The organism is Rathayibacter sp. AY1C9 (genome assembly GCF_002932315.1).
Classification (GTDB): domain Bacteria; phylum Actinomycetota; class Actinomycetes; order Actinomycetales; family Microbacteriaceae; genus Rathayibacter.
This window is the reverse complement of sequence record NZ_PSVZ01000022.1, coordinates 17,666-30,742: the sequence shown is the minus strand read 5'-3', so window position 1 is coordinate 30,742 and position 13,077 is coordinate 17,666. Positions and strand designations below refer to the sequence as shown.

Sequence of the window (13,077 nt, the reverse complement as noted above, 5' to 3'; positions counted from 1 at the left end):
GGGCCGCACCAGGCGAGCTCCGCCCCACCGGGAAGCGCCCGCCGACCGGGACCTGCGCGCCCCGGATCCGCGGATACGCGCCGGATCGGGTGGACGCGGGAGGCGCTACTCCGGCGGCAGAGCGCGGACGCGGGCGGACTGCTCCGCGAGCAGAGCGAGACCCGCGCCGACGACGACGAACGAGATCGGGGCGAAGAACACCTCGCCGAGCTGCGTCGCGCACAGCAGCACCAGGATGCTCGCCGCGCCGACCGCGTGCCCCGGGCGGCTCCCGGCCCCGGCGGCCGTGGTCGCGAAGCCGGCCACGAGCACGGTGCCGACGACGCCGACGAGCAGCACGACGCCGCCCTCGGCCATCAGCGCCAGGTAGGAGTTGTGGAAGAACCAGTCGATCCCGTCGACCCGCGCGGTCGCCTCGCCGAGCCCGGAGCCGGTCCACGGCGAGAGCGCCACCTTGTCGACCGAGGCGTCGAGGATGCGGGCGCGCAGGGCGTCGGAGCCGGCCCGCTCCACCCCGTAGCCGCCGGCCGTCGCCAGGTTCCGCTCGGCCCAGAGGAACAGCAGGACGAGGCCGCCGCCGAGGAGCGCGCGGAAGAGCAGGCGCAGGTACGGCGCCGCGACGAGCCACACGAGCGCGCAGGCGTAGGCCGCCATCGACGTGCGGGAGTCGGTGGCGACGACCGCGGCGGCCCCGAGCGCGAGCACGCCGACCCGCAGCCACAGCCGCGAGCTGAGCGCCGAGACCAGCAGCGCCGCCGCTCCGTAGACGAGACCGGCCACGTTCTTGTCCTGCAGGTAGCCGGTCAGGGCGCCCTGGTAGCTGTCCGGGGCGAGTCCCGCGACGAACAGCACGGCGTTCAGCGACAGCGCCGCGGCGAGTCCTTTGAGCCCCGAGACCACGTCGATCCGCCCGCTCGCGAGGAAGCCCGCGGCGAGCATGACGAGCGCGATGTTCGCCGCCCGGCGCAGGGCGTCGAGGCCGTCGAAGGACGAGCCGGCGAGGACGAAGGCGAGCAGGGCGAGGCACAGCCACGGGTACCAGGCGGCCCGTCCGAGACGGCGGGTGGGCCGCCGGAAGAGGCTGACGAGGACCAGGGCGGCCAGCGCCGTCTGGGCCAGCGGGACGCTCCCCGGGAGGAAGGGGGTGGGGAGCCGGTAGACCAGGAGGCCCATCAGGACGGCATCGAGTATCCGAGCGGAATGTGCTATCGGAAAGGCCTCGTGAACGAGCGGGGAACGCCTCTCGACGACGATCTCTCCCCCTGGCGCGGACATGTCGTCATCCTCGCAGAAAGGGCCTCCCGAGGGGTCGGGGACCGCCTAGGGAAAGGCGCTCCGCATTGCTAGCGTGACCGACACCTCAGCATCGTCGTGCGGCGCATGCGCGGCACGCAGAAAGGTGCGCAGTGACTGTCGTCGATCTCATCGCATTCATCCGGCGGAACTGGCGGACCCTCGTGGGCACCGTGCTCGTCGGAGCTCTGGCGATGGCCGCCTTCTCGTTCCTCACTCCGAAGGTCTACGAGTCGAGCTCGGCCGGATTCGTGATCGCCGCGAGCGACGGCAGCTCGGCCGATGCGATCAGCGGGTCGCAGACCGCGGTGACCCGGGCGAACGCCTACCTGCCGCTGATCTCGAGCAGCGCCGTCTCCGAGCGGATCGAGGCCGACCCGGAGGCGAACCCCGGCGGAGAGGCCCTGAGCGGCCGCCTCACCGCGAGGGTCGCTCCGGGCAGCACCCTGATCGAGGTCACCGCCGCGGCCGGGACCGCGCAGAACGCCGCAGCCCTGGCCAACGGGGCGCTCGCGGCGCTGGCGGCCGTCATCACCGACATCGAGACGCAGTCCACCGCCGACCGCACACCGCAGATCACCGTCGTCCCGCTCGAGAACGCGGAGCCGCCCGCCGCCCCGACGAGCCCCGACTGGGTGCGGAACATCCTGCTCGGCGCCCTGGGCGGCCTGGTGCTCGGCTTCGGTCTCGCCTTCCTCCGCCGGGCCCTCGACATCCGCGTGCGGACCGTCGACGACCTCACCGAGCTCTTCGGCGTCGGCGTCCTCGGGCGCATCCCCAAGGCCGGACGCCCGGGCCGGACCGGCGGCCGCCGCGGCACCGACGCGCTCACCGCGGAGGCGTTCCGCTCGCTCCGGACGGGCCTGCGCTTCTCCAGCGTCGACGAGGAGACGCGCAGCGTCGTGATCACCAGCGCCAACCAGGCCGAGGGCAAGTCCACGATCGCCGCCGGACTGGCCCGCGTCACCGCGGAGTCCGGGCAGCGCACCCTCCTGGTCGACGCGGACCTCCGCCGGCCCTCCGTGGCGCGGATGCTGGACATCGACGGCGCCATCGGCCTCAGCGAGGTCCTCAGCCACCAGATCCCTGTGGACGACGCGATCCGCCCCACCGGCACCGCGGGCCTCTACGCCCTCCCGGCCGGGCACATCCCGCCGAACCCGTCCGAGATGCTCGGCTCCGAGGCGATGCGCGCCCTGGTCGCGCGCCTCTCGAAGGACTACTTCGTCATCATCGACGCGCCGCCCGTGCTGCCCGTCACCGACGCCTCCATCGTCGCGACCGTCGTCGACGGCGTCGTCTTCGTCGTCGCCTCGAACCAGACGCGCCGGCCCGAGGTGGTCGCCGCCCGGCGGATCGTCCAGCAGGTCCGCGCCCGCGTGCTCGGCACCGTGCTCAACATGGTCACCGCCCGCGACGGCGACACCGGGTACTACTACTACGACCGCAAGAACTCGTACTACGCCGAGCCGCAGCCGGCGACGGGGCGCAAGCGCGAGGCGGCGGCACCGCGCCGGTCCGAGCTCGCCCCGGTGGAGTCGCGGGCCCTGCCTCCGCAGACGTCCCGCCGGGCGGCTCGATGAGCGGGCGCCTGCTCCTGCTCTGCCATGCGAACGTGGCCCGGTCGCCCTCGGCCGAGCTGATCGCGGCGCGCCTGCTCGGCGCCGGCTCCGACTGGCGGGTCGAGAGCGCGGGAACGCACGCGGAGGCCGGCCGCGGGCTCGACCCCGAGCTCAGCGATGCGCTGCGGGCCCGCGGACTCTCCACGGCCGGGCACCGCGCGCGCCAGGCCGACGGCCGGATGCTCGCCGGCACCGACCCGGTGCTCGTGTTCGAGGCGGGCCAGCGGGAGTGGGTCACCCGCCACTTCCCGGCCGCCGCGCGCCGCACCACCACGGTCCGCCGGGCGGCGCGGCTGGCGGGAGCCGCCCCCGGCGTCCCGCTCCTGCGGCTGCTCGCCGATGACACCGCCCCCTACGGCGCCGAGGACGACTTCGCCGACCCGTTCGGGCGCGGACCGGACGTCGCCGCGGCGGCCGTCGAGGACATCGACGCCCTGCTCCGGGTGATCCTCCCCGCTCTCGGCGCTCTGCCCGTCGGCGCGGAGCCCCCGGCCGCCACCGTCCGGAGCACCCGCCGCTCGCTCCGCCGGGACCGCGCCGCCGAGACGGTCGCGAGGTGACCGCCGAGGGGGTGAGCGTCGTGATCCCGCACTACGGCGACCCCGCGCCCGCGCTCGCCCTCGTCGAGCGGCTCCGCAGCCAGGAGTCGCCCCCCGCCCTCGAGATCGTCGTCGTCGACGACGCCTCCCCGATCCCGTTCCCGACCGGGACCGACGGAGTGGAGGTCGTGCGGCGCGAGCGGAACGGCGGCTTCGGCGCCGCGGTGAACACGGGCGCCGCCCGGGCGCGCCACCCGCTGCTCCTGGTGCTCAACAGCGACCTCGTCGTCGGGCCCTCCTTCCTGTGCGACCTGCTCGAGGCGGGACGGCCGTGGCTGCCCGCGGTCGTCGCTCCGGACCTCGTCGACGCGGGCGGGGAGCGGCAGTGGGTCGGCCGGCGGTTCCCGCGGCTGCGCCACTACGTCGTGGAGTGGCTCACTCCGCTCGCGCGCTGGCGCCCGCGGCTGCACGCCGCCGTCGGCCACGACACCCGGTGCGCCCCGGGCGCGACGGTGCCGGTGGACTGGGTGGTGGGCGCCGTGATGCTGCTGCCGGTGGCCGAGTTCCGCGCGGTCGGCGGGTTCGACGAGTCCTTCCACATGAACTGCGAGGAGGTCGACCTCCAGCGCCGGCTGCGCGAGCGCGGCGTGCCCTCGGTCTTCGCCGGCTCCGTCGTCGCCGAGCACACGGGAGGCGGCTCCTCCGACCCCGCGCGCCGGCTGATCTGGCTGGTCGCCTCGCGCCTGCGCTACGCCCGCAAGTGGGGCGGGCGCCCCGCCGCCCTCGCCGCGGCCCTGCGCGCCGCCTCCGCCGTGAACCTCGCCGCCAACGCGGTGCGTGCCGCCGCCGGCAGCGACGTGCGCCCGCTGGCCGTCCTCCGGCGCGAGCTCCGGCTCGTCGCCGCCGCCGAGGCGGCGTCCCGGTGAGCGGGCCCGTGCTCGTGGTGAGCCCGGTCTTCCACGGCTACTGGGAGGCGCTCGAATCGGCGCTGGCCCACCTGGGCGACGACGTGGTCGTCCACCGCTACGACGCCGCGACCGGGCTGGGCCACGTGCGCGACGCACTCGGCCACCGGCTCCCCGGGGGCCGGCTCCGGCGCTCGTCGATGCGCGCCGAGACCGACCGCGCGATCGCGGCGCTGCGGGCCGTCCGGCCCCGGGCCGTCCTCGTGGTGAAGGGCGACTCCCTCGGCGACGCCTGGTGGGAGGAGATCGGCCGCGCCGGCGTCCCCGTGGTGCTCTGGCTCTACGACGAGCTCCGCAACATGGGGCACCCCGTCGACCGTCTGCGCTCCCTCGCCGGGGAGGCGGTGTCGATCGTCAGCTACTCCGTCGCCGACGTCGCCGAGCTCGTCCGCGCGGGGGTTCCGGCCGGGCACCTGCCCGACGCCTTCGACTCCCTCCTCTCCTTCCGCCCCCGCCCCTCCTCCGCGGTGACCTTCGTCGGCGCCCGCTACCCCGAGCGCGAGCGCGTGCTGCGGGAGCTCGCGGCCGGCGGGGTCGCGGTCGAGGCGTACGGGCGGCAGTGGTCGCGCCATCCCTGGGACGTGGCGCGCACCGGCCGCTGGCGCTCGGCCGGCGTCCCCGCCCGCCGCGACGTCCCGCGGGCGGGCTACTACGGAGTGATGGCCGGCTCGACCGCGACCCTGGCGCTGCACGGCGCGGGCCACGGCGGGCTCTCGATGCGCGCCTTCGAGGCGCCGGGCGTCGGGGCGCTGACCCTGATCGACCGGCCCGAGGTGGCGGAGTTCTACGAGGTGGGCAGCGAGGTGCTCGTCTTCGAGGAGCGCGACCAGCTCGTCGAGCACGTGCGGCGGGCGGGCGCGGACCCCTCGTGGGCGCGGCGCATCCGCGAGGCGGGCGCGCGCCGCACCGGCGCCGAGCACACCTTCGTGCACCGGATGCGGGAGGTGAGGGCCCTGTGGCGCTGACGCACCCGACCGACCTGGAGGCCTGGCGCCGCTGGCAGCGCGGCCGCGACCCGCTGCGCACCGCCCGGGCGGCGCTGCGGGGCTCCGAGCCGACCCGCCTGGTGCTGCACGTGCGCGGCGACCGGCCCGCGGTCCTGCTCGCGGTGGAGGCGTCGACGGCGAGCGCCCTCGCCTCGACCGCGGCCTCGCTCGCTCCTCTCGGCGGGGCTCCGGCGGCGGTCCTCGCTCCCTCCGGAGCCGGCGACGCGCTGTCCGGGCTGCTGCCGGGCCGCTGGAGTGCGCACCCGGTCGACCCGGAGGCGGACCCGCCCGCCGAGCTGCGGGGCCTCCGCGCCGTGATCGCCACCGGCCACTTCCTCGCGGCGGGAGCGGCCGCCCACCGCTGGTCCGGAATCCTCGGCGCCCGCTTCCTGGTCGTGCAGCACGGCCTGCTCACCCCCTCCGCCCCGCCGCTCCCGCCCGGAGCGACGCTGCTGGCGTTCTCGGAGGAGGACGCGGCCTTCTGGACCTCCGGCCGCAGCGACGTGGAGACCGAGGTCGTCGGCAGCCAGCTGCTCTGGACCGCGTCGCGCCGCCCGCGCCCCGAGCGGCTCGAGGAGCGGCCCCTGTTCCTCGGCCAGCTGCACGGCGCGGAGCTGCCCCGGCGGACGGCCGCGGCCACCGCCTCCCGCTTCTGCCGCGAGGCGGGCGCCGACTACCGCCCCCACCCCGCCGAGGTCGACCGCCGCTCGCGCTGGCAGCACGCGCGGTGGGAGCGCCGCGGCATCCGGGTGCTCCGCGGCGGCGACCTCGCCGCGCAGGCCCGGCCGGTCGCCTCGATCTTCTCGACCGGGGTCCTCGAGGCCGCGGCCGCCGGGATCCCCGCGTGGGTCGTCTGCGAGGACCCGCCCGCCTGGGTGCTCGAGTTCTGGAGCCGGTACCGGCTCGCGCGCTGGGGCGGGCAGACGCCGACCGCGGCTCCGCCCGTCCCGTCCGTCGAGCCGGCCGTCGCCGTCGCCCGCCGGGCACTCGCCATCGCCGAAGGAGGCACCCCGTGACCGTTCTCTGCGTCATCCCCGTGCGCGGGGGCTCGAAGGGCGTCCCGCGCAAGAACGCCCGCCCCGTCGCGGGCCGCCCGCTGGTGGTCTGGAGCATCGAGCAGGCGCTCGCCGCCGGTCTCGACGTGCTCGTGTCGACCGACGACCCCGAGCTGGCCGCGATCGCGGAGGGGGCGGGAGCGGACGTGCCGTTCCTCCGGCCCGCCGAGCTGGCGCGCGACGAGACGGCGACCGAGCCCGTCGTGCTCCACGCGATCGAGCACCGGGCCGCGCTGGGCCGCCGCCCGGACGCGGTGATGCTCCTCCAGGCGACCTCGCCGATCCGGCTCCCGGGCACCCTCGCCCGCGCGCTCGAGCAGTTCGCCTCGACGGGGGTCGACTCGCTGGTGGGCGTCGTCCCGCAGACGCCGTTCCTCTGGCGGCTGCAGGAGGGCGCCTCCGTGCCGCAGTACGACGTCACGGCCCGGCCGCGGCGCCAGGACCTCGCCGAGGCCGACTTCTTCTACCGGGAGACCGGGTCCCTCTACCTCACCCGCACCGAGGTCTACGAGCGCGAGCGCAACCGGATCGGCGGCCGGGTCGGCCTGTTCGTCATGGACGAGGCGGAGGGCGGGGACATCGACACCGAGGCGGACCTCGCGGTGGTCGAGCAGACCCTCCTCGGCCTCGCGGCGGGAGGCGGCGCATGATCATCGACCGCCACCTCGCCCCGTTCATCGTCTTCGCCGAGGACCCGGTGCTCACCGCGCTGGCCAAGATCAACGCGAACAAGCAGCGGATCGTCTTCTGCGTCGACGGGCACGGGATCCTCCGCGGGTCGGTGTCCGACGGCGACTTCCGCCGCTGGATCATCGCGAACCCGACGGCCTCCCTCGACGTCCCGGCCCTCGCCGTCGCGAACACCGCCGTCCGCACGGCGGGAGCCGACGAGCCGGCCACCGCGATCGCCGCCCGGCTCGGCCGCGACGGGATCAGCCACCTCCCGCTCGTCGACGACCGCGGGCACCTCGTCGCGATCGCGGTCGAGGGCGACCGGGCGCTGCGGATCGGCCGCCACGAGGTGGGCGACGGCCACCCGGCCTTCCTGATCGCGGAGATCGGCAACAACCACAACGGCTCGGTCGATCTGGCGCGGCGGCTGGTCGACCTCGCGGTCGAGGCGGGCGCCGACGCGGTGAAGTTCCAGCTGCGCGACCTCGACTCCCTCTACCGGCGCGCCGGCGGGGCCACCGCGGGGGAGGACCTCGGCGCCCAGTACACGATCGACCTCCTGCGCCGCTTCTCGCTGCCCGCCGAGCCGCTCCTCCGGGTCTTCGACCACGCGGCCGACGCCGGGATCGACGTCCTCTGCACCCCGTGGGACGCCCCGAGCGTGCAGGCCCTCGTCGACTACGGGATCCCGGGCCTCAAGATCGCCTCGGCGGACCTCACCAACCACGGGCTGATCGAGGACGCCGGCACCCGGGGACTGCCCCTGCTGCTCAGCACCGGGATGTCCCGCGAGTCCGAGATCCTCGAGTCGGTCGCGCTGCTGCGCTCGCTCGGCACCTCCTTCGCCCTGCTGCACACCCAGTCGACGTACCCGGCGCCCTACCGCGACCTCAACCTCGCCTACCTCGACCGGCTCGCCGAGATCGGCGGCGGCGTCGTCGGCTACTCCGGCCACGAGCGGGGCTGGCACGTCCCCGTCGCCGCGGTCGCCCGCGGGGCCCGCATCGTCGAGAAGCACTTCACGGTCGACCGGGGGATGGAGGGCAACGACCACACGGTGTCCCTGCTCCCGGACGAGTTCCGCCGCATGGTCGGCGAGATCCGCGACATCGAGGACTCGCTCGGCACGCGCGACGCCCGATCGGTCTCGACGGGGGAGTCGATGAACCGCGTCTCGCTCGCGAAGTCGCTGGTCGCCTCCCGCGACCTCTCGATCGGGGACGTGGTGCGCGCCGCCGACGTCGTCGTCCGCAGCCCCGGCCGGGGCCTCCAGCCCAACGAGCTGCCGCAGCTGCTCGGCCGCGCCCTCCACCGCGACGTCGAGGAGGGCGGGTTCTTCTTCGCCGGCGACCTGCGCGAGAGCACGCCGTCCGGCCGGCCGTTCCGGTTCCGCCGCCCCTGGGGCCTGCCGGTGCGGTACCACGACCACGCGGCGCTCGCCGCGGAGTCGAACGCCGACTTCCTCGAGTTCCACTTCTCGTACCGCGACCTGGAGATCGAGCCGGACGACGTGTTCACCCGCCGCCTCGACTCCGGCTTCACCACCCACCTGCCGGACCTGTTCGCGGGCGACTTCCTCGTCGACCTCGCCTCCTTCGACGACGACGTGTGGGAGCGCTCGATCGCGGAGGTGCAGCGCACCGTCGAGACCACCCGGAGCCTCGCGCGCTGGTTCCGCCAGGAGGAGGACCCGATGATGGTCGTCACGATGGGCGGCTTCACCCGGCACGCGCACGTGGCTCCGGATCAGCGCGCTCCCCTCTACGAGCGCGTCGCCGACGCCCTCGAGCGGATCGACGCGAGCGGCGTCCGCGTGCTGGCGCAGACCCTCCCGCCCTACCCGTGGCTCATGGGCGGGCAGCAGTTCCACAACCTCTTCGTGGACCCGCGCGACACCGCCGAGTTCGCGGCCGCGACCGGCACGCCGCTCTGCCTCGACGCCTCGCACACCAAGCTCGCAGCGAACCACCTCGGGCTCGCCTTCTCGGAGGCGGTGACGCTGCTCGCTCCGCTCAGCGCGCACCTGCACCTCGTCGACGCGACGGGTGTCGACGGCGAGGGGGTGCAGATCGGCGAGGGCGAGATCGACTGGCCGGACTTCGCGGCGTCGCTCGACGAGCTGGCGCCCGGGGTGCCGTTCATCCCCGAGATCTGGCAGGGGCACGTGAACAGCGGCGAGGGCTTCTGGACCGCGCTCGAGCGGCTGGAGGAGTGGCTGTGACCCCGCTCGCGCTCTGGGCGGTGCCGGTCGGCGAGTTCGGCGGGGTGGCCCGCCACGTCCTCGACGCCGCCCGGCACGGGATCCCCGGCCACCGCCTCGTCGTGCTCTGCCCGGAGGGAGCACTCGCCGAGCGGCTGCGGGAGCAGGGCTCGGCCGTGACGACCGGGCGCTTCGGAGCGTCCGCCGGCGCCGCCGCCTCCGTGGCGACCCTGCGCGCGACCGCGGCGGCTCTCCGCCCGGCGGTCGTCCACTCCCACCTCGCCCACGCCGACCTCGTGACCGCGGCGACCTCGCTGCCCCGCGGGGTCCGCCGCGTCACGACGGAGCACGGCATCGCCGGGCCCGACGTCTACCACCGCACCGCACTGCGGGCGCGGACGACCGCGGCGGCGCACCACGCGCGGCTGCGGTCGTTCCACGGCGCGATCGCCGTCTCGGAGGCCACCCGCCGCACCATGATCGAGAAGTGGCGGCCGAGCCTGCCGGTGCAGGTCGTGCTGAACGGAGTCGACGCCGCGCCCCGCGACCGCGAGCCGGGGGAGCCGGGCTCCCTCCGGGTCCTCTCGCTCGCGCGCCTGGCGCCGGAGAAGCGCCTGGACGCGCTGCTCGAGGCCTTCGCGGTGCTGCACCGGCGCGTCCCCGGCGCCACGCTGACCGTCGCGGGCGAGGGACCGCTCGACGGCGCCCTGCGCGCCCGGGCCGAGCGGCTCGGCCTCGGCGACGCGGTGTCCTTCCCCGGCTTCGCCGATCCGGAGGCGGCGCTCGCCGCGGCGGACGTCGTCGCCCAGCTCTCGGTCTGGGAGAACTGCTCCTACACGCTGCTCGATGCGGCCGCCCGCGGGATCGGCGTGGTCGCCTCCGCGGTGGGCGGGAACCCCGAGATCGTCGAGCGGGACTCGCTGGTCGACGCCGACGACCCGGAGGCGGTGGCCGCGGCGCTGGAGCGGCAGGCGTCGAGGGCCGCGGCTCCTCGTGCCGTGCGGGACGTCTCCGCCATGTGCGGCGGGATCGCCGCCGTGTACGAGGGGGTGGCGGCGTGAGCGGCGGGTCCCTGCGACCGGGGCTGCGCACCCTCCTCTCGCTGGCCGGCGCCGCCTCTCCGGGGTGGATCACCGCCGCCGTCGCGGGCTCCCTCGCGCTCGCGGTCCTCGACACCCTGGGCGTCGCCGCGATGGTGCCGCTCATGGCGCTGCTCACCGGGACCGACACCACCACGGGCGCGCTCGGCGTCCTCTCCGGCGTCCTCGGCTCGACGGACGTCCAGACCCTCCTCCCGATCATCGCCGGCTTCGTCGCGGTCGTCTTCGTGCTCAAGAGCGCCGGGACGATCGTCTTCCGGTGGTGGCTGCTCGGCCGCACCACGCGGATCTCGGCCGACGCTGCGACGGAGCTGCTGCGGCGGTACGTCCTCGCGCCCTACGCCGTCCACCGCTCCCGGCGCCTCGCCGAGGTGTACCGGACCATCAACGACGCCAGCGCGCAGGCGGCCGGCGTGCTGCTCGGCGTGATCGGCATCGCCTCCGACCTGCTGGTGCTCGTCGCGATCGTGGCGATCCTGCTGGTCGCCTCGCCGGTCGCGACCCTGTTCGCGGCCGTCTTCTTCGCGGTGCTGCTCGGCGGCGTCCAGGCCCTCCTGCGGCGGCGGCAGGGCCGGATCGGCGAGGAGATGGCGGAGGCGGCGCTGGAGTCGTGGCAGTTCCTGCTCCCCTCGCTCGACGGGTTCCGCGAGGCGCGCCTCACGTCGAGCGCGGCGAGCCTGGTCGCCGGCTTCAGCGGGGCCAAGCGCCGCAGCGCCCAGGCTCTGCGCTCCCTCTCGCTCGTCTCGGAGCTGCCGAAGTACCTGCTCGAGATCGGCTTCGTCGTCGCCGTCGTGGGCGTCTCGGGGATCCTCGTCGCCACCGGCTCCGGCGCCGAGGCGCTCTCCGTCCTGGGCGTCTTCGCGGCCGCCTCCCTCCGCGCCCTGCCGACGCTCAACCGCGTCTCGGCCACGTTCGCGATCGTGCGCAGCGGGCAGGCGGGGCTGCGGATCGTCTCCGAGGCGGCCGAGGAGCTCGCCTCCGAGGGGGCGCACGACGAGACGCCCGGGCCGGGCGGCCGCTACTCCGGCGACATCGCGCTCGAGCACGTCACGTACCGCTACGCCGACTCCGACGTGGACGTGGTGCGGGACGTCTCGCTGGTGATCCAGCGGAACGCCACGACCGCCTTCGTCGGATCCAGCGGCGCCGGCAAGAGCACCCTCCTCGACCTGGTCCTCGGCCTGCTCCCGCCCACGAGCGGCCGGATCCTCTGCGGCGGGCGGCCGATCGACGAGGACCCGGCGGCCTGGTACGCGGGGCTCGGCGTGGTGCCGCAGGACGTGTTCCTCCTGGACGCGACCGTCGCCGCGAACGTCGCCTTCGGGGTGCCGGCGGCCGAGGTCGACCACGGGCGCGTGCGCGAGGTGCTGCGGACGGCGCAGCTCGAGGAGTTCCTCGGCGGGCTGCCGCAGGGTCTGGACACCCGCGTGGGCGAGCGCGGCGTCCGCCTCTCCGGCGGCCAGCGCCAGCGGCTCGGCCTCGCCCGGGCGCTGTACCGGCGCCCCTCGGTCCTCGTCCTCGACGAGGCGACCTCGGCGCTCGACAACCGCACGGAGCACGAGATCTCGCGGGCCGTCGCCGAGCTGCACGGCAGCATGACCGTCCTCGTGGTCGCCCACCGGCTCTCGACCGTGCGCGGCGCCGACCGGCTGCTCTTCCTCGACGGCGGCCGGATCGAGGGGGCCGGCACCTTCGAGGAGGTGCGGGCCGCGCACCCCGGCTTCGCCCAGCTCGTGGCGCTCGGAGAGCTCTCGTGAGCGGGGGAGGCCCCCGGTGGTGACGCTCGGCGACGTCCGCTCGGCGCTGCTGGCGCCCCTCCGCCGACGGGGCACGACGGTGCTGCTGCCCGGCGAGTCGTTCGGGGTCGGGAACCTCGCCTACTTCTGGCTGCAGGCCCACGCCCGCCGGAGCCGCGGGGTGCCGACCGCGGTGCGCGCGACGCGGAGGACCGCGGAGTGGGCGGAGGTCTTCCCGCGGGTCCTCGAGGAGCTCGTGGTGCCCCCGGCGGAGATGTCGTTCTTCAGCCCCCGCGAGCTCGGGAGCGTCCACCAGGAGCTCGGCGTGGAGTTCACGACGGATGAGCTGGCGGACTTCGTCGCGACGATGCTGCTCCCGCCCGGCGGCTCCTTCACCGCTCTGGTGGCGGCGTCGCGACCGGAGGCGGACCTCACCCTGAACATCCGGCGCGGCGACTACTACAGCGTCCCGGCCTTCCGCGGCCGCTACTCCTTCGACGTGGTCGAGTACGTCGACAAGGCGCTCGCCCTGGCCCGCGAGCGGGAGCCCGTGCGCAGCGTCCTGATCGTGTCGGACGACCTCGACTGGTGCCGGGTGAAGCTGGCCCGCGTCCTCGAGGGCCTCGAGGTGCGCTTCCCGGGGGCGGGGACGCCGGTGCCGCAGCAGCTCGCCCTGCTGGCCGCGTCCCGCCGCCTGGTGCTGACGAACTCGACCTTCTCGTACTGGGGCGCGCATCTCGGCGACCACGTGCACGGCGGCGCCGACGTGATCGCGCCGTGGTTCCACAGCCGCGCGTGGAACGGCGGGGCGGCGACGCAGCTCGACCCGCGCTGGCGGGTGGTCCGCGACCTCCCCGGCGGCTGGGACGGCTGACGCGGAGAGTCGGAGTCCGGCGGCTGCGCGGGGCT

Annotated in this window: 11 protein-coding genes; 10 read left to right on the top strand and 1 reads right to left on the bottom strand. The window is 75.6% G+C overall.

Annotated elements, in window-relative coordinates:
- Positions 1-105: 105 nt before the first annotated feature.
- Positions 106-1,173 carry an O-antigen ligase family protein gene (locus C5D09_RS13680; protein ID WP_104247946.1) on the bottom strand — a complete coding sequence of 356 codons (1,068 nt, stop codon included), beginning with the start codon at positions 1,171-1,173 and terminating at the stop codon, positions 106-108.
- Between the two features lie 233 nt (positions 1,174-1,406).
- On the opposite strand from C5D09_RS13680, the gene C5D09_RS13675 reads away from it, so the two are divergent.
- Genes C5D09_RS13675 through C5D09_RS13630 form a run of 10 tightly spaced genes read left to right on the top strand, consistent with a single transcriptional unit; the run spans position 1,407 to position 13,042 of the window.
- Positions 1,407-2,876 (top strand): polysaccharide biosynthesis tyrosine autokinase, encoded by a 1,470-nt coding sequence (locus tag C5D09_RS13675; RefSeq protein WP_104269532.1) that lies wholly within the window; start codon positions 1,407-1,409, stop codon positions 2,874-2,876.
- Positions 2,873-3,475, top strand: coding sequence for a hypothetical protein (locus C5D09_RS13670; RefSeq protein WP_104227202.1), 603 nt, complete (start codon positions 2,873-2,875; stop codon positions 3,473-3,475). The genes C5D09_RS13675 and C5D09_RS13670 overlap by 4 nt, the downstream gene beginning before the upstream one ends.
- The gene (locus tag C5D09_RS13665) at positions 3,472-4,380 is read left to right on the top strand and encodes a glycosyltransferase family 2 protein (protein ID WP_104269531.1); all 909 of its coding nucleotides are present in this window, start codon (positions 3,472-3,474) and stop codon (positions 4,378-4,380) included. Before C5D09_RS13670 ends, C5D09_RS13665 begins: the two co-directional genes overlap by 4 nt.
- Complete coding sequence (locus C5D09_RS13660) at positions 4,377-5,384, top strand: glycosyltransferase (RefSeq protein ID WP_104263340.1); 1,008 nt, start codon at positions 4,377-4,379, stop codon at positions 5,382-5,384. The genes C5D09_RS13665 and C5D09_RS13660 overlap by 4 nt, the downstream gene beginning before the upstream one ends.
- Positions 5,375-6,421: a hypothetical protein gene (locus C5D09_RS13655; RefSeq protein WP_104269530.1), complete on the top strand. Its 1,047-nt coding sequence runs from the start codon at positions 5,375-5,377 to the stop codon at positions 6,419-6,421. The genes C5D09_RS13660 and C5D09_RS13655 overlap by 10 nt, the downstream gene beginning before the upstream one ends.
- On the top strand, positions 6,418-7,110 hold the full coding sequence (locus C5D09_RS13650) for a cytidylyltransferase domain-containing protein (RefSeq protein ID WP_104269529.1): 693 nt from the start codon (positions 6,418-6,420) through the stop codon (positions 7,108-7,110). Before C5D09_RS13655 ends, C5D09_RS13650 begins: the two co-directional genes overlap by 4 nt.
- Positions 7,107-9,353: an N-acetylneuraminate synthase family protein gene (locus C5D09_RS13645; RefSeq protein WP_104269528.1), complete on the top strand. Its 2,247-nt coding sequence runs from the start codon at positions 7,107-7,109 to the stop codon at positions 9,351-9,353. Before C5D09_RS13650 ends, C5D09_RS13645 begins: the two co-directional genes overlap by 4 nt.
- The gene (locus C5D09_RS13640) at positions 9,350-10,393 is read left to right on the top strand and encodes a glycosyltransferase family 4 protein (RefSeq protein WP_104269527.1); all 1,044 of its coding nucleotides are present in this window, start codon (positions 9,350-9,352) and stop codon (positions 10,391-10,393) included. Before C5D09_RS13645 ends, C5D09_RS13640 begins: the two co-directional genes overlap by 4 nt.
- On the top strand, positions 10,390-12,189 hold the full coding sequence (locus C5D09_RS13635) for an ABC transporter ATP-binding protein (RefSeq protein ID WP_104269526.1): 1,800 nt from the start codon (positions 10,390-10,392) through the stop codon (positions 12,187-12,189). The genes C5D09_RS13640 and C5D09_RS13635 overlap by 4 nt, the downstream gene beginning before the upstream one ends.
- A 19-nt stretch (positions 12,190-12,208) precedes the next feature.
- On the top strand, positions 12,209-13,042 hold the full coding sequence (locus C5D09_RS13630; protein ID WP_146085639.1) for an alpha-1,2-fucosyltransferase: 834 nt from the start codon (positions 12,209-12,211) through the stop codon (positions 13,040-13,042).
- The last annotated feature ends 35 nt before the right edge of the window (positions 13,043-13,077 follow it).

Coding starts and splice junctions, on each gene's coding strand:
- C5D09_RS13680 (WP_104247946.1), bottom strand. CDS start 1,173: ATGGGCCTCCTGGTCTACCGGCTCCCCACCCCCTTCCTCCCGGGGAGC.
- C5D09_RS13670 (WP_104227202.1), top strand. CDS start 2,873: ATGAGCGGGCGCCTGCTCCTGCTCTGCCATGCGAACGTGGCCCGGTCG.
- C5D09_RS13645 (WP_104269528.1), top strand. CDS start 7,107: ATGATCATCGACCGCCACCTCGCCCCGTTCATCGTCTTCGCCGAGGAC.